This is a genomic window from Microbacterium sp. NPDC019599 (genome assembly GCF_040632175.1).
Taxonomy (GTDB): domain Bacteria; phylum Actinomycetota; class Actinomycetes; order Actinomycetales; family Microbacteriaceae; genus Microbacterium.
In genome coordinates this window covers 55,206-75,393 of sequence record NZ_JBEYBL010000007.1, presented here as the reverse complement: position 1 = coordinate 75,393, position 20,188 = coordinate 55,206, and the positions used below count along the sequence as shown (strand labels likewise).

Here is a 20,188-nt window from a genome sequence, read left to right as displayed (position 1 = left end):
ACCCACCCTCTTTCCGCGAACCCACCCGCTTCGGCGCACCAAATGGGTGGGTTCGCGAGGATCGGGTGGGTTCGCGCACCGGCGTGCGCGACGGGACCTCCTCCACAGGAAGCGTGAAGGGCGACCAACCCACAGAAAAGGGTCGCGGGGCGTGAGTCAGGGATGCTGGGGGCCACAGTGAGGTGTGACCCCTCATCTCGCCCGACCCCTCGTACTCACCAACGCGCAGCTCGAAAGACAGGGATGGACTGCCGCCGCCGTTCGGCGAGCCGTTGAGGAAGGACGCCTCGTCCGGGTTCATCGCGGCCGATTCGTGCGGCAGCCCGATTGGGCGTCGGCCTTCCCCGAGACCCGGCACCTGCTCCGCGTCGTGGCGGCCGACTCGGCCCGACGGACCGATGCGGTGGTCTTCTCCCACGCCTCGGCCGCTGTCTTGCGTGAGCTGCCTCTGTTCCGCTTCCAACCGGGCGCGGTGCACGTCGCCGGGCTCCACACGGACGGCGTCGCGCGCACGGGCCCGCTCGTGCGGCACCATGAGGTGGCTGTGCCCGAAAGCGACCGCGACGTCGTGGACGGCATCCCCTGCACCACGCTCGAGCGGACGGTCTTCGATCTGATCCGCACGACACCCCGCGAGACGGCGGTCGCAATAGCGGATGCCGCGCTCCGCCTCATCGCATACAACTCGGGCGATCGCACCTACGACGAGGTGGCCGCTGATACCTGGCGCGCGCGACTCCACCTTCGAATCGCCCGGTCGACGGGGGCCCGCGGCATCCGACAAGCCCGCTGGATCGCCGCCTTCGCCGATGGCCGGGCGCAACTGCCAGGCGAGAGCGTCAGTCGCCTCTACCTGTCCGACCTCGGATTCGCGCCGCCACGGCTGCAGGTTCCGTTTCCAGGTCCGAATGGCGAGCTCCTGGCGATCGACTTCGGGCTTGACGACGTCGGCGCATGGGGCGAGTTCGATGGCGAAGGCAAGTACTTCGACCCCAGCATCCTCGGGTCCCAGACGACACGTCAGACTTTCGCGAAGGAGAAGGAGCGCGAGGACTGGATCCGCGGACGGAGCTCACGCAGATTCGTCCGCTGGGGGATGCCGCACATTGCGACGCCCGCGGCTCTGAGCCAGCGTCTCTCCCTCTTCGGCCTCACCCCGACCCGCTGATCGCCGTTGCGAACCCACCCGTTCACAGCGAATCCACCCGCTGCTGCGCGCCGAAAGAGGTGGGTTCGCCGAAGAAGAGGTGGGTTCGCGAACAAAAGAGGTGGGTTCGGCGCAGACCGAAGACCGTGCTCAGCCCGAAGTCGAGGCGCGGACGACGAGCTCGGGCTGGAACCGCACGTTGCGCTCATAGCCGCCGGAACCCGCGAGCTCGGCGAGCAGGACGTCGACGGCGGTGTAGCCGATGAGGGATGCCGGCTGCCGGATGGAGCTCAGGGGCACGACGGTCGCCGACGCGAAGTCGATGTCGTCGTACCCGATGAGGGCGATGTCGTCGGGCACCAGGACATCCGCCATGAGGCTCAGCCCCTGGAGCAGACCGACGGCGAGGAGGTCGTTCGCCGCGAACACCGCATCGGGTCGGTCCGGGGCATCGCGCGCGACGAGCGCCTCGCCCGCGGCGCGACCCTGCAGCACCGTGAGCGCGGGCATCTCGATGACCTCGAGCGTCGCTCCCTCGACGGCGGCGACGGCGCGCCGGGCCCCCTCGAGGCGGTCGGCGACCTGCCGCGTCGCGAGCGGCCCGCCGACGAAGGCGATCCGGCGCCGGCCCTGCCCGAGGAGGTGCGACACGGCGAGCTGCCCGCCCTGGACGTCGTCGACCGAGACGGAGAGGTACTCCCCCTCGTGCGTCTCGCGGTCGACCAGGACGATCGGCACGCCGGCCTCGCGCAGACGCGCGAGAGGGGCGAGGTCGTCCGTCGCGGGCGTCACGAGCACGCCGTTGACGCGCTGCTCCTGGAAGAGGTCGAGGTAGGCCGCCTCGCGGCCGGGGAGCTCGTCGCTGCTGCCGAGCAGCACGGTCATGCCGTCCTCGGCGGCGCGCGCCTCGGCGCCGCGGGCGACCTCCGCGAAGAAGGGGTTGCCGACGTCGAGCACTACGAGGCCGATGCAGCGGCTGCGTCCCGCGCGCAGCTGGCGCGCGGCGTCGTTGCGGACGTAGCCGAGCTCGGCGATCGCCTGCATGACCCGCTCGACAGTGGCGGGCGCGACCTTGGCGGGCTGGTTGAGGACGTTCGAGACGGTTCCGACCGAGACGGATGCCGCGGCCGCGACGTCCTTCACGCTCACAGCCATGTCTCCCCCTGTGCTCCTTCCGCCCTGATCAGAGTGTAGGGGGCACCCTCCCGTCCACAGCCGAGGGGCGTTGGCATCTTCCTCCCAGGCGAGGAGGGCATAATGGGTGCAGTGCCTGCCGGCACCTGGAGTGCCGTTGTGGGGTGACATGCCGTATCGCGATCAAGCAACGGTGAAGATGTGGGTGCGCGACTTCCTCGCTTCCCGCGAAGACGTGGCGACCGATGTGTCGGTCCTTGAGAAGGACTTCACCGCCGGGCCCGATTCCGGGATGGTCGTTGTGTCGCTGCGCAACGCGTCGACGATGACGTACATCCAGGCGATCGTGCGCGACGGACTCCCCCAGTGGCTGGTGACCTTCGAGGCTCGCCACGAGAGCTTCGACCTCGACGGTCCCGGCGTGGCGCGGCTCTCCCACGATCTGGGGACGCTCGCCGAGATGTGCGACTACCTGCAGGCCCGGACCGACGCCGCGATGTCGGCGAAGGCAGCCGCTGTCGCGCCGGTCTGACCCCGAGACGACACGACCGCTCGCGTCAGAGATACGGAACGACGACCGTCCCCGCGGCCGCGAACAGCACAGCGGCGATCGCCCCGGACGCAGCTGCGGCCGCATGCAGGCGCCGGTCGATCCCATGCAGGGGCGTGCGGCGACGTCGGCCATTCGCCGTCACGGCCGCGCGCTTGGCCTCGGCGAGGCGCGCATAGCGTCCCACGGGCGTCGACCGGCCGTCGAACGCTATGAAGTGGCCGTCAGCGGTCGTGTCGACGTAGCCGACGAACTCACCGGCGCGGGACGCCACGTAGAACCCGCCTTCGGGCTGGGCCCACGTGACTCGGGACACGGTCGGCAGTGTCGGGTTCAGGATGACGGCACTCATGCCGCACGCACCAGGACCGGTTCGGGGCGCGCCTCGATCCAGTCGGCCATGTCGATCACGATGCCGACGGTAGAGGTCGCGGCGCGCGCGAGCTCCTCGAGGTAGGCCCGGTCGAGGTTGACGTTCTCCGCGGAGTCGAACACGAATCGCAGCGGGATGGAGCAATGCACCCAGATCGTCTCGCGGCCCGCGCCCGGGATGGTCGAGTCCTTGCAGGTGAGAGTGAAGCTCTCGGATCGACGCAGCTTGCTCGACGCGACGAGCTTGAGGTGCGCCATCAGGCGGTCGGGCATTTCGATCGGCTCGGTGCTGCTGCCGTAGTAGAGGCGACCCATGTCTGCTCCTTCGAGGGACGGACTGTTCTTGTTTGGAACGTTATTCACTGTACAAGTAGTTTGTCAAACTAGAGAGTTTGAGTCTGTATAATGTGAGATCCAAGAGACAAGGAACGCGATATGGACTCGCACGTCATCGCATCCACTCCTGAAGGGGTGATCGAGGCGTACCGACGCTTCCGCTCCGCGGATACATCGATGCGCGAGCGCGTCCGCGACACGACCGCGATGAGCGAGAACGAGCTCCGGATGATCCAGTTCCTCGTCGAGGCGGAGAAAGAGGGCCGCGAGGTGAAGCCCAGTGAGCTGACCCGACACCTGGGCATCTCATCGGCATCGACCACCGCACTCCTGGATCGCCTCGAGCGGGCCGGAAGTCTCGAACGCGTCGCACACCCGACCGACCGACGCTCCATCCTCATCAGCGCCACGTCGAGCGGGCACGACAAGGTGACCAGCACTGTCGGCGCCTTCGACTCACGGCTGCAGGAGCTCAGCTCGATACTCAGCGACGAAGCCCGCCGATCCATCGTCGCGTTCTTCGACTCGCTCACCGACGCGGCCGACGCAGTGGCCAGCGCGCAACCGGCCGCCTGAGCCGACAGCCGAAGACCAGGCCGGCCGCCCGGACCGGCCAGCCCCGACCGGCCTCCGCCGGCCGACTCGCCGCGCCGACTGACCCCGACGGCCGCTCGCCTCTACCGCACCCCCAGCCGGGCTCGAGCGACGCCCGATGTTGCGCGATGGCGCCTTCTGCCTTATCATTGAAACGATTCATACCTCATTCTCCGGTAGATCGCACGCCCCAAGGAGCTCCTCGATGACGACGACCCCCGCGACGACGCGGGTCTGCTTCCAGCTGCTGGTGCGACCCGAGCTGCTCGACGAGTACATCGCGCGCCATACCCCGGTGTGGCCCGAGATGCTCGCCGAGATCGCCGCTGCCGGGCGGCGCAACTACTCGCTGTTCCTCGGCGACGGCGGCCGTCTCATCGGCTATTACGAGACCGACGACGATGCCGCAGCGCAGGCCTACCTGGCAGCATCCCCCGTCGCCGCCCGCTGGGAAGCCGAGATGGGTCGCTTCTTCCTCGGTCTCGAGGGCCGCCCCGACCAGGCCGCGACGCCCCTCACCGAAGTCTTCAACCTCGAAGCCCAGCTCGCCAGCGCCGGCGGGTCCACCTCCTCCACATCAGAAAGCGACGCATCGTGAGCATCCTCTCCTCTGAAGTCCTGTCCGAGCTCGAGCTGCAGGGCATCGAGCTGCCCTCGTGGGCGTTCGGCAACTCGGGCACGCGGTTCCGCGTGTTCCCCACCGCCGGCACGCCGCGCGACCCCTACGAGAAGATCGCGGATGCCGCGAAGGTCAACGAGTTCACCAAGCTCGCGCCGAGCGTCGCCCTGCACATCCCGTGGGACAAGGTCGAGGACTACGCCGACCTCCGCCGCCACGCAGAGGACCTCGGCGTCAGCCTCGGCACGATCAACTCGAACACGTTCCAGGACGAGGACTACAAGTTCGGCGCCCTGACGCACGCGGACGACAGCATCCGCCGCAAGGCCATCGACCACCACCTCGAGTGCATCGACATCATGCACGAGACGGGCTCGCGCGACCTCAAGATCTGGCTCGCCGAGGGCTCGAACTACCCGGGCCAGAACGACATGCGCGCCCGCCAGGACCGCCTCGCCGACTCGCTGCAGCAGATCTACGCGCGCCTCGGGGAAGAGCAGCGGCTCGTGCTCGAGTACAAGTTCTTCGAGCCGGCGTTCTACCACACCGACGTTCCGGACTGGGGCACGTCCTACGCCCAGGTCGCGGCGCTCGGCGACAAGGCGATGGTGTGCCTCGACACGGGCCACCACGCACCCGGCACGAACATCGAGTTCATCGTCATGCAGCTGCTGCGCCTCGGCAAGCTGGGCTCGTTCGACTTCAACTCGCGCTTCTACGCCGACGACGACCTCATCGTGGGCGCCGCCGACCCGTTCCAGCTGTTCCGCATCATCTTCGAGGTCGTGCGCGGCGGGGGCCTGAACAACCCCGACGTCGCCTTCATGCTCGACCAGTGCCACAATATCGAGGACAAGATCCCGGGCCAGATCCGGTCGGTCCTGAACGTCCAGGAGATGACGGCGCGCGCCCTGCTGGTCGACCGCGCCGCCCTCGCGGCCGCTCAGCAGGCCAACGACGTGCTCGGAGCGCAGGCCGTGTTCATGGACGCGTTCTACACCGACGTGCGCCCCGCACTCGCCGAGTGGCGCGAGTCGCGCGGGCTCGCCGCCGACCCCATGGCCGCCTACGCGGCATCCGGCTACCAGCAGCAGATCGCCGCGGACCGCGTCGGCGGCGTGCAGGCCGGCTGGGGAGCGTAAGCCGCATGGCCGATCCGTACTCCGCGGCCGAAGGGCTCGTGCGCGTCTACCCCGCACGCGAGCCCGATGGCACCGGTTTCGTGTGGGCGCACGGCGGCGGCTTCGCCGCCGGCGACCTCGACATGCCCGAGGCCGATTGGGTCGCCCGCGCGCTCGCGGCGCGCGGCACGACCGTCGTGTCGGTCGACTACCGGCTCGCGCCCCTGCCACGGGAGTGGGCGGGTTCGGATGCCGCATCCCGCGGCGGACACCACTACCCGGCCGGGTCCGACGACATCCTTTCGGCCTGGGCGTGGACCGTCGCCAACGCCGCGAGGCTGAGGATCGACCCGGCCCGCCTCGCGATCGGCGGGGCGAGCGCCGGCGGCAACCTCGTCGCGGGAGCCGTCCTGCGGCTGCTCGCCGGCGACCTGGTCGCAGACGGATCGGATGCCGCTCCCCGCCGCGCCGACCCTGACGCCCTCCCGGCGCTCGTCGTGCTCGCCTATCCGACCCTGCTGGCCGTGCAGCCGGCACCCTCGGCCGAACTGCGCGCACTGCTGGATGCGAACCCCGCGGCCGACGGCTTCGGGCCCGACGCCGTCCGTGGGATGTACGAGAACTACCTCGGCGGTCCCGTCGAGGAGGCTCCCCTGTACGCCGTCCCCGGCACAGCGTCGGTCGACGACGTGGCCGACTTCCCGCCGACGCTCATGATCAACGACCACATCGACGAGCTCCGCGTGTCGGGCGAGGTCTTCGCCGCGACGCTGGCCGCCGCAGGCCGCGAGATCGAGGTCGTCATCGAGGCCGGCGAGAGCCACGGCCACCTCAACCGCTCGCACGAGCCCGCAGCATCCGTCTCGATCGATCGCATCGCGACGCGCCTCGCGGCCCTCCCGACCCGCTCTTCACTCACCTTCTCCTCGACTCTCCAGGACACGCCGGCCGGCTGACCCGGCGCCCGCGTGTCATGGCGACTCGACGCCACGACGAACCCACCCCGCGAAGGAACCCCCATGACCAACCCCGCAGCCGCCGAGCTCATCGCACGCAGCAACAGACTGGGCAGCGACCCCAAGAACACGAACTACGCGGGGGGCAACACCTCCGCGAAGGGCACCGAGACCGACCCCGTGACGGGCGAGCCCGTCGAGCTGCTGTGGGTCAAGGGCTCGGGCGGCGACCTCGGCACGCTCAAGGAGGCGGGGCTCGCGGTGCTCCGTCTGGACCGCATGCGCGCGCTCGTGAACGTCTACCCCGGCGTCGACCGCGAGGACGAGATGGTCGCCGCGTTCGACTACTGCCTGCACGGCAAGGGGGGAGCTGCCCCGTCGATCGACACCGCGATGCACGGCCTCGTCGACGCGGCCCACGTCGACCACCTGCACCCCGACTCGGGCATCGCGATCGCGACGGCCGCCGACGGCGAGGAGCTGACCGCGAAGATCTTCGGTGACAAGGTCGTGTGGGTGCCGTGGCGCCGCCCCGGCTTCCAGCTGGGCCTGGACATCGCGGAGATCAAGGCGCAGAACCCCCAGGCGATCGGCACGATCCTCGGCGGCCACGGCATCACGGCATGGGGCGACACGTCCGAGGAGGCTGAGCAGAACTCGCTCTGGATCATCGACACCGCCGCCGCCTACATCGCAAGCAACGGCAAGGCCGAGCCGTTCGGCGGCGTGCGCGCGGGCTTCGAGGCGCTCCCGGATGCCGAGCGCAAAGCCCGCGCGGCGGCCCTGGCACCGACGATCCGCGGCATCGCGTCGCACGACAAGCCGATGGTCGGCCACTACACCGACTCCGACGTCGTGCTCGACTTCCTCGCGTCTGAGAAGGCGCCCGAGCTCGCGGCGCTGGGCACGAGCTGCCCCGACCACTTCCTGCGCACGAAGGTCAAGCCGCTCATCCTCGACCTGCCCGCGACGGCCACCGTCGAGGAGCAGCTCGCACGCCTGCACGAGCTGCACGAGCAGTACCGCGCCGACTACCAGGCGTACTACGACGCCTATGCCACCGCGGAGTCGCCCGCAATCCGCGGCGCCGACCCGCTCATCGTCCTCGTCCCCGGCGTCGGGATGTTCTCGTACGGCGCGAACAAGCAGACCGCGCGCGTGGCGGGCGAGTTCTACGTCAACGCGATCAACGTCATGCGCGGCGCCGAGGCGCTCTCGACCTACTCGCCGATCTCGGACGAGGAGAAGTTCCGCATCGAGTACTGGGCCCTCGAAGAAGCCAAGCTCCAGCGGATGCCCAAGCCCAAGACCCACCAGGGCCGCATCGCGTTCGTGACGGGCGCCGCCTCCGGCATCGGCAAGGCCATCGCCACCCGTCTCGCCGCAGAGGGCGCGTGCGTCGTCGTCGCCGATCTCGACCTCGAGAAGGCGCAGGCCGCCGCGGCCGAGCTGGGTGGGACGGATGTCGCGATCGGCGTCGCCGCGAACGTCGCCGACGCCGACGGCGTCCAGGCCGCGATCGACGCGACCGTCCTCGCCTTCGGCGGCATCGACCTCGTCGTCAACAACGCCGGCCTGTCGCTGTCCAAGCCGCTCCTGGAGACGACCGAGAAGGACTGGGACCTGCAGCACGACGTCATGGCGAAGGGCTCGTTCCTCGTCTCGAAGGCGGCGGCGAAGGCGCTCATCGAGCAGAAGATGGGCGGCGACGTCATCTACATCTCGTCGAAGAACTCCGTCTTCGCCGGGCCCAACAACATCGCGTACTCCGCCACGAAGGCCGACCAGGCCCACCAGGTGCGGCTCCTCGCCGTCGAGCTCGGCGAGCACGGTGTGCGCGTCAACGGCATCAACCCGGACGGCGTCGTGCGCGGCTCGGGCATCTTCGCCGCCGGCTGGGGCGCCAACCGCGCCGCGACCTACGGCGTCAAGGAAGAGGACCTCGGCCAGTTCTACGCCAACCGCACGATCCTCAAGCGGGAGGTCGTGCCCGAGAACGTCGCGGACGCGGTCTACGTCCTGACCGGCCCCGAGCTCAGCCGCACCACGGGCCTGCACATCCCGGTCGACTCCGGCGTCGCCGCCGCCTTCCTCCGATGAGCACGGCGTCCCTCGCAGGCTCAGCGCGTTTCGTCTCGTCGCTTCGCTCCTCGCTCAACGACCGTGGCTCGATCCCGGTCGTTGAGCGAGCGAAGCGAGACGAAACGGCCCGGACCGACGGGCAGCCCCGATGAGCACGGGCTCCGTCGCGGCGATCGACCTCGGCGCGACGAGCGGCCGCGTCATCGTCGGCCACGTCGGCCCGGACACGCTCGAGGCGACGCCCGTCGCCCGGTTCGCGAACGACCCCGTGCAGACGGCGGACGAGCTCCACTGGGACATCCTTTCGCTGTACGGCGCGGCCGTGAAGGGCCTGCGCGAGGCGTTCCGCGCCGAGCCCGGCATCGCGAGCATCGGCGTCGACTCGTGGGCCGTCGACTACGGGCTCCTGCGCAACGGACGCCTGCTCGGCAACCCCGTCCACTACCGCGACGCGCGCACGGCCCTCGGTGTCGACAGGGTGCACGAGCGGATGCCGCATTCCGAGCTCTTCGAGCGCAACGGCCTCCAGTTCCTGCCGTTCAACACGCTCTACCAGCTCGCCGCCGAGCCCGCCGACCTCCTCGACTTCGCCGACACGGCGCTGCTGATCCCGGACCTCGTCGGCTACTGGCTGACGGGTCAGGCTCGGGCGGAGGAGACGAACGCCTCGACCACCGGCCTCCTGCGCCGGGTGTCACCGCGCGACCCGCAGGGTCGCTCCGACTGGTTGTTGAGTAGCGCCCCGAAGGGCCGCGTATCGAAACACGATCAGAGCTGGGATGAGCACCTCATCACGGCGCTCGGCCTGCCGCGCGGCATCCTCCCCCCGCTCATCGCGCCCGGCGAGCGCCTCGGCGCGCTGCTGCCCGAGGTTGCGACGGCGATCGGCGCCCGACCGGGAACGCCCGTCACGGCCGTCGGCTCGCACGACACCGCGTCGGCGGTCGTCGCGGTCCCCATGCAGCCGGATGCCGCGGCCTACATCTCGTGCGGGACGTGGGGCCTCGTCGGGGTCGAGGTCGAGCACCTCGTCCTCACGCCGGAGGCTCTCGCCGCCAACTTCACGAACGAGGGCGGAGTCGACGGGCGCGTTCGCCTGCTCCACAACGTCATGGGGCTGTGGGTGCTGAGCGAAGCGGTCCGCACGTGGGAGCGGCAGGGTCACCCCATCGACCTGCCGACACTGCTGGACTCGGCGGAGGAGGTGACAGCATCCGTCCCCGTCTTCGACGTCAACGACCCGCGGTTCCTCGCCCCCGGCGACATGCCCGCGCGCATCGACGAGTGGTGCGCCGAGCACGGGGTCGCGGCTCCGCGCACGCGCGCCGAGTACGCCCGGAGCATCGTCGAGTCGCTCGCGCAGGCCTTCGCGGACGCCTCGCTGGAGGCCGGCCGCCTCGGCGGTGTCGACATCCGAACGATCCACATCGTCGGCGGCGGCGCGCTCAACGAGCTGCTGTGCCAGCGCACGGCCGACCGGTCGGGCCTGCCGGTCCTCGCCGGGCCGGTCGAGGCGACGGCGCTCGGGAACGTCCTCGTGCAGGCCCGCGCGGCGGGTCTCGTGACGGGATCGCTCGAGGGGCTGCGCGACCTCGTGGCGCGCACGCACGCGCCGCGCCGGTACGCTCCCAAGTCATGACCTCACGCTATTCCGCGGCGTTCGACTGGGCCCGCCGCCATGTCGACGCCGGCAGCCTCCCGACGGCCGTGCTCGGCATCGCGACGGCGGAAGGCGTCGTCGCGCTCGACGCCTTCGGTGCGACGGACGGGCGGGCCGCGAAGCCCGACGACCACTACCGCCTCTTCTCGATCACGAAGCCGCTGCTCGGCATCGCCGCGGCACGCGCCATCGAGCGGGGTCTCCTCGGCATGGGGACGCCGGTCGCGGCGGCGATCCCCGACTTCGGCGGAGATCGCGACGACGTCGTCCGCCTGAGGCACCTCGTGAGCCACACCTCGGGCATCCCCGAGCCGCCGATGGACAGTCCGGGACTCGAGGCCCTCCTCCGCACGCCGGGCCGCGACTTCGCGGCGGGCACCGTCTCGCGCTACTCCTCGATCGCCTTCCAGGGCGTGGCCGAGATGGTCGCGAAGGCGACGGGACGGGAATGGGATGCCGCCGTCTCCGACTGGGCGGACGGCATCGGCGCCGACGGGCTCACGCTCGACGAGGCCACCGATCCGCACGCCGTCGTCGACGCGGCGGAGGCGGGGCTCGACGTCGAGGCCTTCGTCGCGAACCGCCACCCCGGCGCGGGGCTGCTCGGGCGCGCGTCCGACCTGCTCGCCCTCGGCAGTGCACTGCTGCGCGATGACGGCTCCGTCGTGCAGCCGGTGACGCTCGCGATGATGCTCCGCCCGCTGACGGGTGACATCCCGCGCCTCGATCCGTACCCCGCCGAGGCCGGACAGGACTGGGGCTTCTCCTGGAACCTCCCCACCCGCGCCCCCAGCCGTCTCGACCGGGATGCCTTCGGCCACAGCGGGTGGTCCGGCACCGAGTTCTGGGTGCACCCGACGGCCGGCGTCGCGTGGGTCCTGCTCACGAACACCGCCCACAGCCCGGTCAATCCCGACGAGCTCGACAACGCGATCGTCGCAGGCCTCTGACACACTCCCGCGACGCAGAAGGATGCCGGGGGCCGCGCAACCGCGACCCCCGGCATCCTTCATCCGCTACTTGATCGTGAACTGCGTCGCGACCGGCGTCTCGGACGAGCCGCCGACGGCCACGCCGTATGAGCCCTTGGCCGTGACCCACTGGTCAGCCGAGGCATCCCAGTGCTCGAGCAGGTGCTGCTCGGCGAGGTCGTCGGCCGACAGCGTGATCGTCACGTTGGCGTGCTGTCCGGGGGCGAGCGTGACGGCCTTCCAGCCGACCAGCCGCGATCCCGGAGCACCCGCGGACGACGGGAGCGTCACGTACGCCTGGGCGATCTCGGTGCCGGTGCGCTCCCCCGTGTTGGTGACCTTGAACTGAACCCGGATCTCCTTCGCGCCGTTCGTCGACTTGGGCGTCACCTGCACGCGGTCGTACCCGAAGGTCGTGTACGTGAGGCCGTGGCCGAACGCGAAGAGCGGCTCGATGCCCTGCTCCTGGTACCACTTGTAGCCGACCGCGAGGTCCTCGCTGTACGACACCTGACGGATCTCGTTCGTGCCGGCAGGCCGGGTCGTCGAGCCGTCCGAGAAGATGCCGGGGTACTGCGCGGGCGTATTCGTCGGAGTGTCGGCGAGCGACTTCGGGAACGTCATCGGGAGCTTGCCCGACGGCGCGACGTCGCCGAACAGCAGCGACGCGATGGCCGGACCCTGCTGCTCGCCGCCGTACCAGTTCTCCAGCACCGCCTGCACCCCGTCGATCCACGGCATCTCGACGGCGCTGCCGGTCTGGAGCACGACGACGGTGTTCGGGTTCGCCTGCTCGACGGCCGCGATGAGCGCGTCGCCGTTGCCCTGCAGCTTGAGGTCGGTGAGGTCGTTGAACTCGCCCATCCGCTGGTAGCCGAAGACGATCGCGATGTCGGCGGTGGCGGCCTGCGCGGCGGCGGCCGCGACATCCTGGCCGTTGTTCCACGTGACGGTCGCACCGGCTGCCGCGGCGCGGGCCGTCAGGGCCGTCTCGGCCGAGACGACGTCCTCGCAGGGGAGGGTGTTGCGCGGCGCCGCGTTCGCGTTGAAGCGGAGCGTGAGGCTGCACACCGAGACAGCGCTCGTGGGCGCGTTGCCGACCGTCGTCGGCGTGCTCGAGGCGGTCGGCCCGAAGAGCGCGATCGTCTGGCCCGCCGTGGGCGACAGAGGTAGAACGCCGTCGTTCTTGAGCAGGACGCTGCCCTCTTCGGCGATCTGCTTCGCGATCGCCTCGTGCTCGGGCGTGGATGCCTCGGCGGCGGCCTGGGCAGGCAGCGGGTTGTCGAAGAGCCCCCCGCGGATGTACGAGCGGACGACCCGGAAGGCGGCCTCGTCGATGCGCTCCTGCGTGATCTCACCCGCATTCAGGGCCGCGTCCAGGCGCGCCGGCGTGAACCAGATGGGGCGGTTGAGCTCCTGGTCGAGGCCGTTCATGAGCGACGCGGCCGTCGAGTGGACCGACCCGAAGTCGGACATGATGAAGCCGTCGAAGCCGTAGTCGTCCTTCAGCAGCTCCTGCATGATCGGGCTCTCGCAGATGTAGACGCCGTTGACCTGGTTGAAGGCGCACATGACGCTCTCGGGACTGCCCTCGTCGACGGCGATCTCGTACGGAAGGCCGTAGAGCTCGCGGAGCGCGCGCTCGCTGAGGTTCGATGAGCTCGTCTGGCGGTCGAGCTCCTGCTCGTTGGCGGTGAAGTGCTTGAGGTCCGAGATGACCTTGCCGTCGGCCTCGATGCCCTTGGCGTTGGATGCCGCGAACAGGCCGTTCACGAGCGGGTCCTCGCCGAAGTACTCCGGCGTGCGGCCCGCGAGCGGCGTCCGGCCGTTGCCGATGCCCGGCGCGAGGATGACGTTCTTCCGCTTCGCGAAGGCCTCGTCCGCCATCGCGACGCCCTTCTCGTAGGCGAGGTCGAGGTTCCACGTCGAGGCGAGCGCGATCTGCGCCGGGAAGTCCGTGACGCCCGCAGAGCGCACGGCCTCGGGTCCGTCCGTGTAGACGATCGTCGGCGTGCAGTCGACCTGCACGGGGTAGACGACCGGCGCTTCGCCGGTGAAGCCGGCCCGCCACTCGGTCTGGGTCGGGCTGACAGTCGGCTGCTCGACGAGCCACCGGTACTTCTGGTGCTGCGAGCTCGCGTCGAGCAGGGCCTGAGCCCGCTCGTCCGCCGACTTCGAGGCATCCATCCACGGAACGGTGCTGCAGTCCACGGCAGCGGCGGGGGCCGCGATGGCCGCCGTTCCTCCTATCGAGATGAGCGCGGTGCCCACGAGCATTGCGACGAGCCGCCGACGGCTGCGGGTTCTCCGCATGTCGGGGTTCTGACCGGATGACGTCATCGTCCGAGTTCCTCTTCCTTGAGCTTCGTAGATCGGTCCACAGAGTGTGGATTGATCTACGTTTTCTTAAGGAGGACGCCGGTGTCAAGGGTTGGACACGTGGATTGCGGGCGCACGCCTCAAGTGGTCCGCCGTGGTCCGGATCGCTGGCGGATCGGGCGCGCGCCGACGGGGCGCCGCCCGATCAGGGCGGCGCCGGAACGACGTCTACGCGTACTCGGGCGGGAGGGTGCCGAACAGCCAGGCGAGCTCGGTGTCTTCGATGTAGCGCGAGAGGGTCGCGTCGCCCGGAACGCCCCAGTCCCGGAACTCCTCGACACTCCGCATGATCGCAAGCCCGCGGTCCGCGGTCGGCCGGCGCAGCTGCTCGTCCACGAGCCGCCCGTAGTCCGCAGGCAGCTCGGGAAGGCCCGCGACCATCTCGCGGAGGTACTTGTGTCCGCGGAACAGCACGCCGTGGTGACTGAGGAGAGCCCGGTCGGCGGCCGAGATCATGTGAAGCGAGGCCCACGCCGTGAGGTACGGGTCGTCGCGCTTCTCGCCCCGGCCGAGGAAGTAGCCGCCCTGCAGCCGCATCTGCGCGATGAACGAGGCGCACCGGGTGCGGAAGAAGTCCGGGCCGGGCCGGCTGATGCGCTCCACCTCGGCGTCGAGATCCGCGATGCGGGACCAGATCACACGGGCTCCGACGAGGGAGGCGCGGGTCGGCTCGTCCCCGCGTTGCGCCGCCGCGGCGAGGTACGTGGGAGAGACGACCTTCACGTCCACATAGCCGCCGTCGTAGGTCGCGACATCGGTCTCGATGTAGCTCAGCCGGTCCCGCTCCCGCGCCCGGTCGAACGCGGCCTCCGCCAGGACGAGATACACGTCGACGTCGGAGTCCGCCCGCTCGGTGCCGCGCGCGAGCGAGCCGACGAGGACGAGGCCGAGGACGTCCGGGTCGCTCCGGACCTCGTCGGCGTAGACCGCAAGCGTCTCGTCCTGGTGCCGCATCCCGCGCTCCTCGCTCTCATCGCACCCCGCGCCTCGCACCCCGCACCGAGGCGCTAGCTGCTCCTCGTGACCTCGACGGCGTGCGTCGCCCTGTCCGTGGCGGCCCGGTTGACCCACGCGACCCGCGCCGGGCCCCCGACCTCGTGTCCGCGAGGGTGCACGAGGGTCGCGCCGACCGGCACCTCGACCTCGACCCGCTCCCGGTCTGCGACGACGACGATGTCGCCGACCGGCGTGGGCACCACCAGCGAAGCCCACTCGAGCTCCCCGAGCGCGGGGTCGACCGTGAAGGACGACCACCCGTCGCCGAGGGGGCGGATGCCGAGCACGGCCTCGGGGATGATCGCCGCGGGCCCTGCCGACCACGCGTGGCAAAGGCTCCTCCCGAAGGGCCGCCCGTACATCGCGAAGGGGTCGCCGACGACGGTCGCCTCCTCCCAGAACGTGCCGTAGCCGCGGTCGAGCATCCCGCCCCACACGCGGCGGATCTCGTCGAGGACCCCCGCCGAGTCGCCGCCCTGGAGCAGCGCGCGAAGGCGCAGGCCGTTCATGAACGGAGTTCCCGCCTCCAGGCCCAGCGCAGCGTCCCGCACCCCGGGCGGAGTGCCGTCGTGGATGCCCGCCAGCAGGGCGAGGAAGTTGGCGTAGGGCGCGTCGTCGGGCTCGGCGGAGTCGAGATACGAGGTCCAGCGCCCCGGTTCGCCCGCCCACGCGCGCGTGCGCAGCGTCGTCTCCAGACGCTCGGCGAGCGCAGCCCACTGGGCCACACCAGGGTGGGCGGCACGCTCGAGGACGCGCTGGGCGCTGCGCAGCGCCCAGTACCAGAGCATCTGCAACGCGACGGCGTCACGGCCGTGCTCGAGTTCGACGCCCCAGTCGATGAACACGGACCCCGGTCCTGCGTCGACGAAGCCTCCCGCCTGCCGCAGCGGCCGGAACACGCCGTCGGCGCCGGCGTGCTGGGCGAGGTCGCCGACGAAGTCATGCACGCGCTGCGCTTCGCGCTCGACGAAGCCCGCGTCACCGAAGTAGCGCACGTACAGGTCGGCGTTGACGACCCACCAAAGCGAGTAGTCCGAGATGCCGTTGACGTACCCGTGCCCCGGACGGCCGAGGGCGACGAGGCCGTCGGCGACGAGGCCCGCGTCGCCCAGCGCGAAGGCGTTGACGAGCGTGCTCATCGCCTGATCTCCGGCCCACGGCATCCTGTCCCGCTTGATCCCGTCGATGAGGATGCCCTGTGCGCAGGTCCGCAGCGTGTACTGCGCGACGCCCCAGATCCGGGTGAGCCGTTCGTCCGAGCACGCGAACGCGCCCGCGCGCGGAGCAGGCGGGACGGATGCCTCGACCCGGACCTCCGCCGCCGGCCGATCCGTGCGCAAGTACCGGAAGCCGAGGCGGTGCCGCGTCGTCCAGCCTCCGTCGGGAAGCGCCACGACGTCGTGCCGCGTCTCGTGCGCGCCCGGATCGGCCTCCGACTCCTGTGGGCTCTCGCCGCTCGCGACGAAGGGGCGCGGGCCTGGCGCGAACACAGGGCGCCCGAGTACAGGCGCACCGACGTCGAGCACGCCGCCGCCGAGATCGCGCACGGCGAGCGTCGCACTCCCCGTCGGGTCGAGGTGCGGGGGACGGATGCTGCCACGCCGGCGTCCCGCGTCGGTCCACGCCCCTCCCTCGAGGCTCACCTGCCACGCGGTCTCTTCACTGTCCCGCTCGCCGAGCGCGAGCGCGGGGACGACGGAGGCGTCGCCCACGACCTCGAGCGCGAGTTCGGCCTCCTGGCCCGGCAGCTCGAGCTCGATCACGCCGTCATCGCCGGCATCCGCGATGACGGGCCGGCCGTCGATCGTGACGGATGCCGCGCCCGAGACCCGCAGCGAGAGAAGGCCGTGACGCGAGGTCGTGGTCCGGAAGACGGCGGCCACGGCGACGCGGCCGTGGTTGCGGGTGTAGTGGACGTGCCGATTGGCGGCGAAGCCCTCGTCGACGAGGCGCGCGAGCACTGCGAGCTCGTACTGGCCGGGGCCGTACAGCCAGACGAGGTCGCCCGCAGGTGGTCGGACCTCGGACTCCCGGAACGGCTGGGGTGAGCGTTCGCCCGCCCAGCGCCGGATGTCGTCCGCGGACGCGGGGCGGGAAGGGGAGTCGCTCACCCCTTCACAGCACCGGAGGTCATGCCGGCGACGATCTGCCGCTGGAAGAAGATGTACATGATCAGCGGCGGAATCGTGATGAGCAGCACGTTCATGAACAGCAGGTTCCACGAGCTGACGGCCTGCGCCGTGTAGTTGTAGGTCGTCAGCTGCACCGTCGCGTTCTCGTCGCCCGGCAGGAAGTACAGGGCGTACGTGAAGTCGCTGAACACGAACACCGCCTGGACCACGATCACGGTCACGATGACCGAGCGCAGGAGCGGGAACACGACGCGGAAGAACAGCTTCACGGGGCCCGCGCCGTCGATGATGGCCGCCTCGTCCAGCTCGCGCGGGATGCTCGCGACGAAGGCGCGGAAGAGCAGGATGCAGAACGACAGCCCGAAGGCGACGTGGACCGCGATGAGACCGACGAGCGTCTTGAAGAGCCCGACGCCCTGCAGCACCCAGATCGTGGGCACGACCGCAGGCGGGATGATGAGCCCCGCGAGAACGAAGAAGTTGACGAGCGGGTTCCAGCGCGAGCGCCGGCGCTGCAGGACGTAGCCGACCATCGCGCCGAGGATGACCATGATCGTGACCGCCACGACCGTCAGGATCGTGCTGTTGACGAAGGCCCGGACGAGGATGTAGTCCCGCGCACTCAGGACAGTCACGAGGTTGTCGAGGAAGGCCCACTGGGTCGGCCAGCTGAACTCGAGGGCCGAGGCCTCCTGTTTCGTCTTGCCCGCCGTCAGGACCATGAATGCGAAGGGCACGATGAAGATGAAGACGGCGATGACGAGCGCGACGATGCCGCCGGTCCACCGCCAGACGCGATTCGTCACGATTCCACGCTCCTACGGTTGAGCCACCACGACAGCGGGAAGATGATCGCGGCGACGACGACGAACAGCACGACGTTTCCGGCGGTGGACAGGCCGAAGAAGCCGGCCTGGTACTGCTTGTAGACGACGGATGCCAGTACGTCGCTCGTGAAGCCCGGGCCGCCCTTCGTGATCGCCCAGATCAGGTCGAAGGATCGGAGGCCCCCGATGAGCGACAGCAGCACGACCGTGGCGGTGGCGGGCTGCAGGAGCGGGAGCGTGATGTTCCAGAAGGTCGCGCGCCCGTTCGCGCCGTCGACCTTGGCCGCTTCGTAGTACTCCTGCGGGATGGCGACCATGCCGGCGATGAAGATGAGGGTCGCAAGCCCGACACCCTTCCAGATGTCGACCATGGCGACCGTGAGGAGGGCCGTCGCCGGGTCGGTCCACCATCCGGGACCGGGGATGCCGATCGATTCGAGGAATGCGTTGACCGGGCCGTCGAACGGATCGAGGAGGACCTTGAACATGATCCCGACGCCGATCGTGCTCGCCAGGACCGGGAAGAAGATGACCGACCGCGTGAAGCCCCGGCCGATGATCTGCGAGCTGAGCAGCACTCCGAACAGCAGCCCCAGCACGACCTTCGCACCCGAGGTCACGAAGGCGTAGATGAAGGTGTTGATGAAGCCCTGCACGAGCGGGGGCTCCTGGAAGAAGCGCACGTAGTTGTCGAACCCGATGAACTCGACGCTGAAGAGCGTCCACCGCGTCAGCGAGAACCACAGCGACGCGACCGTGGGGACGAAGAACAGGATGATGTAGAAGACGCCCGCGGGGAGGAAGAACCACGTCGGGTACGGGCTCTTCATCTTCCGTCGACGCCTGGGCTCGGCATCCGCAGTCGAGCTTCGACTGCTGCGCGGCTTCGCGATCGTGGTGCTCATGTCATCTCCGAAGGTGCGGGGGCCGGGCGCACGCCCGACCCCCGCGACCGGTTCAGTGGCTTACCAGCCCTCGAGGCCCAGCTGCTGGGCCTGCTTCACGACATCCTCGTCGTACTGGGCGGCGCCGTCGGCGGCCGACGTGATGCCCGATCCCACGGCGACCGTGATCTGCTCGAGTGCCGGCCCCTTGATGGGCGACAGGAACTCGAGGGCGAGGTTGGTCTTGCCCTCGTCGAAGTACGGCTGCATGTCCGAGATCATCGCGGGCACGTCGTCGGCCAGGGTGCAGCCCTCGACGACGAACGGACCCTGGGGCGCCGTCGACTCAGCCTGGATGTCGCAGCTCTCCTTCGTCGTGATCCACGCGACGAACTTCTTCGCGGCCTCGAGCTTGGCGCCCTCGGTCGACTTCGGGATGTAGACGGCGCCCGGCATCCACACGGTCAGCCCGTTGGAGCCGGCGTCCGGACCCGGGAGGGGGAACGTGCCGACGACGTCCTTCGCCTCGGGGTTGCTCGTCATGAGCTGCCCGGCGGCGAAGGTGAGCATCGGGTACTGCGCGCCCTCGCCGGTCGCGACCATAGAGACGCCGTCCGCGTAGAGCGCCGACGCGTAGTCCTCGTTCAGCAGGCCCTTGTCGTAGACCTCCTGCAGGTGCTCGAAGCCCGCGAAGGCCGGCTCGTCGACATACTTGGCCTGGTTGTTCGTGTACTTCTCAGCCCAGTCCGGGTCCTCCGCGAGGACGTTGTTGAAGTCGCCGAGGACGAACAGCTGCGACGTCCACGTGTCACCGAACGTCTGCACGATGGGGGCGGCGACGCCCGCCTCCTTGATCGCCTCGCTGTTGGCGATGAACTCGTCCCACGTCGTCGGGATCTCCAGACCCAGGTCGGCGTAGATGTCCTTGTTGTACAGGACGGCGCCGGCCATCGACTGGCCCATCGGCACGGCGTAGGTGCCGTTGTCCGTCGAGACGGTCTTGATGAAGTTCTCGTCGAGCTTGCCGACCCACTCCTGGTCGTCCAGGTTGACGAGCGTCTCATCGGGGCTGAGCGCCTGGAAGAGCGAGCCGGAGTTGTAAGCGAAGACGTCGTCCATCTCGCCCGTCGCCAGCCGCGTCTTGACGAGGTTGTCGCCCTCGGCGCCCTGCGGGCGGGTCTGCACGTCGATCTTGATGTCAGGGTTTTCGGCCTCGAAGGCCTCGGCGAGGGCCTCGGCGACGACGACCGTCGCCTCCTGGTTGTCGACGAGATACGAGAGCGTCACCTCGCCGTCGCTCGACGAATCTCCGCCGCCGGCGGAGCAGCCGGCGAGGGCCACTGTCAATGCGACGCCGCCGACGCCCAAGGCGGCGAGCGCTCGGCGGGTCGTGGTGCGGGAAACCATCTCTTTACCTCCATGTAAAGG

Annotated in this window: 18 protein-coding genes and 1 pseudogene; 10 read left to right on the top strand and 9 right to left on the bottom strand. The window is 69.9% G+C overall.

Annotation, left to right across the window (positions count from 1 at the left end; all coding sequences use genetic code 11):
- Positions 1-184 precede the first annotated feature (184 nt).
- Both ABZ477_RS13200 and ABZ477_RS13195 read left to right on the top strand, forming a co-directional pair.
- A pseudogene (locus ABZ477_RS13200) lies at positions 185-295 on the top strand (type IV toxin-antitoxin system AbiEi family antitoxin domain-containing protein); the annotation flags it as partial.
- 18 nt (positions 296-313) lie between these two features.
- The gene (locus tag ABZ477_RS13195) at positions 314-1,168 is read left to right on the top strand and encodes a hypothetical protein (RefSeq protein WP_360133959.1); all 855 of its coding nucleotides are present in this window, start codon (positions 314-316) and stop codon (positions 1,166-1,168) included.
- Positions 1,169-1,297: 129 nt separating this feature from the next.
- Here ABZ477_RS13195 and ABZ477_RS13190 read toward each other — a convergent pair whose 3' ends face one another.
- A complete protein-coding gene (locus ABZ477_RS13190; RefSeq protein WP_360133617.1) occupies positions 1,298-2,302 on the bottom strand; it encodes a LacI family DNA-binding transcriptional regulator in 1,005 nt (334 codons plus the stop codon).
- Between the two features lie 178 nt (positions 2,303-2,480).
- Here ABZ477_RS13190 and ABZ477_RS13185 point away from each other — a divergent pair, with 178 nt between their 5' ends.
- Positions 2,481-2,813: a protein-L-isoaspartate carboxylmethyltransferase gene (locus tag ABZ477_RS13185; RefSeq protein WP_360133932.1), complete on the top strand. Its 333-nt coding sequence runs from the start codon at positions 2,481-2,483 to the stop codon at positions 2,811-2,813.
- 25 nt (positions 2,814-2,838) lie between these two features.
- Here the strand turns inward: ABZ477_RS13185 and ABZ477_RS13180 are convergent, their stop codons facing one another.
- Positions 2,839-3,183 carry a peptide ABC transporter permease gene (locus tag ABZ477_RS13180; RefSeq protein ID WP_360133614.1) on the bottom strand — a complete coding sequence of 115 codons (345 nt, stop codon included), beginning with the start codon at positions 3,181-3,183 and terminating at the stop codon, positions 2,839-2,841.
- Positions 3,180-3,518, bottom strand: a complete 339-nt coding sequence (locus ABZ477_RS13175) for a hypothetical protein (protein WP_360133611.1) — start codon at positions 3,516-3,518, stop codon at positions 3,180-3,182. The genes ABZ477_RS13180 and ABZ477_RS13175 overlap by 4 nt, the downstream gene beginning before the upstream one ends.
- A 120-nt stretch (positions 3,519-3,638) precedes the next feature.
- Here ABZ477_RS13175 and ABZ477_RS13170 point away from each other — a divergent pair, with 120 nt between their 5' ends.
- From ABZ477_RS13170 to ABZ477_RS13140, 7 genes are all read left to right on the top strand, one after another.
- Positions 3,639-4,115, top strand: a complete 477-nt coding sequence (locus tag ABZ477_RS13170) for a MarR family transcriptional regulator (protein ID WP_360133608.1) — start codon at positions 3,639-3,641, stop codon at positions 4,113-4,115.
- A 223-nt stretch (positions 4,116-4,338) separates the two neighbouring features.
- On the top strand, positions 4,339-4,731 hold the full coding sequence (locus ABZ477_RS13165; RefSeq protein WP_360133605.1) for an L-rhamnose mutarotase: 393 nt from the start codon (positions 4,339-4,341) through the stop codon (positions 4,729-4,731).
- The gene (gene rhaI / locus ABZ477_RS13160) at positions 4,728-5,894 is read left to right on the top strand and encodes an L-rhamnose isomerase (RefSeq protein ID WP_360133602.1); all 1,167 of its coding nucleotides are present in this window, start codon (positions 4,728-4,730) and stop codon (positions 5,892-5,894) included. Before ABZ477_RS13165 ends, rhaI begins: the two co-directional genes overlap by 4 nt.
- 5 nt (positions 5,895-5,899) lie before the next feature.
- Positions 5,900-6,829, top strand: coding sequence for an alpha/beta hydrolase fold domain-containing protein (locus tag ABZ477_RS13155; protein ID WP_360133599.1), 930 nt, complete (start codon positions 5,900-5,902; stop codon positions 6,827-6,829).
- Between the two features lie 63 nt (positions 6,830-6,892).
- The gene (locus ABZ477_RS13150) at positions 6,893-8,929 is read left to right on the top strand and encodes a bifunctional aldolase/short-chain dehydrogenase (RefSeq protein ID WP_360133596.1); all 2,037 of its coding nucleotides are present in this window, start codon (positions 6,893-6,895) and stop codon (positions 8,927-8,929) included.
- A gap of 130 nt (positions 8,930-9,059) precedes the next feature.
- Complete coding sequence (locus ABZ477_RS13145) at positions 9,060-10,550, top strand: rhamnulokinase family protein (RefSeq protein WP_360133593.1); 1,491 nt, start codon at positions 9,060-9,062, stop codon at positions 10,548-10,550.
- On the top strand, positions 10,547-11,521 hold the full coding sequence (locus ABZ477_RS13140) for a serine hydrolase domain-containing protein (RefSeq protein ID WP_360133590.1): 975 nt from the start codon (positions 10,547-10,549) through the stop codon (positions 11,519-11,521). The genes ABZ477_RS13145 and ABZ477_RS13140 overlap by 4 nt, the downstream gene beginning before the upstream one ends.
- A gap of 66 nt (positions 11,522-11,587) precedes the next feature.
- Here the strand turns inward: ABZ477_RS13140 and ABZ477_RS13135 are convergent, their stop codons facing one another.
- The 6 genes from ABZ477_RS13135 to ABZ477_RS13110 form a co-directional block, all read right to left on the bottom strand.
- Positions 11,588-13,882 carry a glycoside hydrolase family 3 C-terminal domain-containing protein gene (locus tag ABZ477_RS13135; RefSeq protein ID WP_360133587.1) on the bottom strand — a complete coding sequence of 765 codons (2,295 nt, stop codon included), beginning with the start codon at positions 13,880-13,882 and terminating at the stop codon, positions 11,588-11,590.
- A 207-nt stretch (positions 13,883-14,089) separates the two neighbouring features.
- On the bottom strand, positions 14,090-14,875 hold the full coding sequence (locus tag ABZ477_RS13130) for a nucleotidyltransferase domain-containing protein (RefSeq protein WP_360133584.1): 786 nt from the start codon (positions 14,873-14,875) through the stop codon (positions 14,090-14,092).
- Positions 14,876-14,928: 53 nt separating this feature from the next.
- Positions 14,929-17,028 (bottom strand): alpha-L-rhamnosidase C-terminal domain-containing protein, encoded by a 2,100-nt coding sequence (locus ABZ477_RS13125; protein WP_360133581.1) that lies wholly within the window; start codon positions 17,026-17,028, stop codon positions 14,929-14,931.
- The gene (locus ABZ477_RS13120) at positions 17,025-17,858 is read right to left on the bottom strand and encodes a carbohydrate ABC transporter permease (RefSeq protein ID WP_360133930.1); all 834 of its coding nucleotides are present in this window, start codon (positions 17,856-17,858) and stop codon (positions 17,025-17,027) included. The genes ABZ477_RS13125 and ABZ477_RS13120 overlap by 4 nt, the downstream gene beginning before the upstream one ends.
- Positions 17,852-18,781: a sugar ABC transporter permease gene (locus ABZ477_RS13115; protein ID WP_360133578.1), complete on the bottom strand. Its 930-nt coding sequence runs from the start codon at positions 18,779-18,781 to the stop codon at positions 17,852-17,854. The genes ABZ477_RS13120 and ABZ477_RS13115 overlap by 7 nt, the downstream gene beginning before the upstream one ends.
- 60 nt (positions 18,782-18,841) lie before the next feature.
- A complete protein-coding gene (locus ABZ477_RS13110) occupies positions 18,842-20,167 on the bottom strand; it encodes an extracellular solute-binding protein (protein WP_360133574.1) in 1,326 nt (441 codons plus the stop codon).
- Between the last annotated feature and the right edge of the window lie 21 nt (positions 20,168-20,188).

Bases quoted from the DNA above. Each gene is read 5' to 3' on its own strand.
- ABZ477_RS13130 (WP_360133584.1), bottom strand. From the start codon at position 14,875: ATGCGGCACCAGGACGAGACGCTTGCGGTCTACGCCGACGAGGTCCGG.
- ABZ477_RS13150 (WP_360133596.1), top strand. From the start codon at position 6,893: ATGACCAACCCCGCAGCCGCCGAGCTCATCGCACGCAGCAACAGACTG.
- ABZ477_RS13170 (WP_360133608.1), top strand. From the start codon at position 3,639: ATGGACTCGCACGTCATCGCATCCACTCCTGAAGGGGTGATCGAGGCG.
- ABZ477_RS13110 (WP_360133574.1), bottom strand. From the start codon at position 20,167: ATGGTTTCCCGCACCACGACCCGCCGAGCGCTCGCCGCCTTGGGCGTC.
- ABZ477_RS13145 (WP_360133593.1), top strand. From the start codon at position 9,060: ATGAGCACGGGCTCCGTCGCGGCGATCGACCTCGGCGCGACGAGCGGC.
- ABZ477_RS13190 (WP_360133617.1), bottom strand. From the start codon at position 2,302: ATGGCTGTGAGCGTGAAGGACGTCGCGGCCGCGGCATCCGTCTCGGTC.
- ABZ477_RS13180 (WP_360133614.1), bottom strand. From the start codon at position 3,183: ATGAGTGCCGTCATCCTGAACCCGACACTGCCGACCGTGTCCCGAGTC.
- ABZ477_RS13165 (WP_360133605.1), top strand. From the start codon at position 4,339: ATGACGACGACCCCCGCGACGACGCGGGTCTGCTTCCAGCTGCTGGTG.
- ABZ477_RS13140 (WP_360133590.1), top strand. From the start codon at position 10,547: ATGACCTCACGCTATTCCGCGGCGTTCGACTGGGCCCGCCGCCATGTC.
- ABZ477_RS13155 (WP_360133599.1), top strand. From the start codon at position 5,900: ATGGCCGATCCGTACTCCGCGGCCGAAGGGCTCGTGCGCGTCTACCCC.
- ABZ477_RS13135 (WP_360133587.1), bottom strand. From the start codon at position 13,882: ATGACGTCATCCGGTCAGAACCCCGACATGCGGAGAACCCGCAGCCGT.
- ABZ477_RS13115 (WP_360133578.1), bottom strand. From the start codon at position 18,781: ATGAGCACCACGATCGCGAAGCCGCGCAGCAGTCGAAGCTCGACTGCG.
- ABZ477_RS13185 (WP_360133932.1), top strand. From the start codon at position 2,481: ATGTGGGTGCGCGACTTCCTCGCTTCCCGCGAAGACGTGGCGACCGAT.
- ABZ477_RS13175 (WP_360133611.1), bottom strand. From the start codon at position 3,518: ATGGGTCGCCTCTACTACGGCAGCAGCACCGAGCCGATCGAAATGCCC.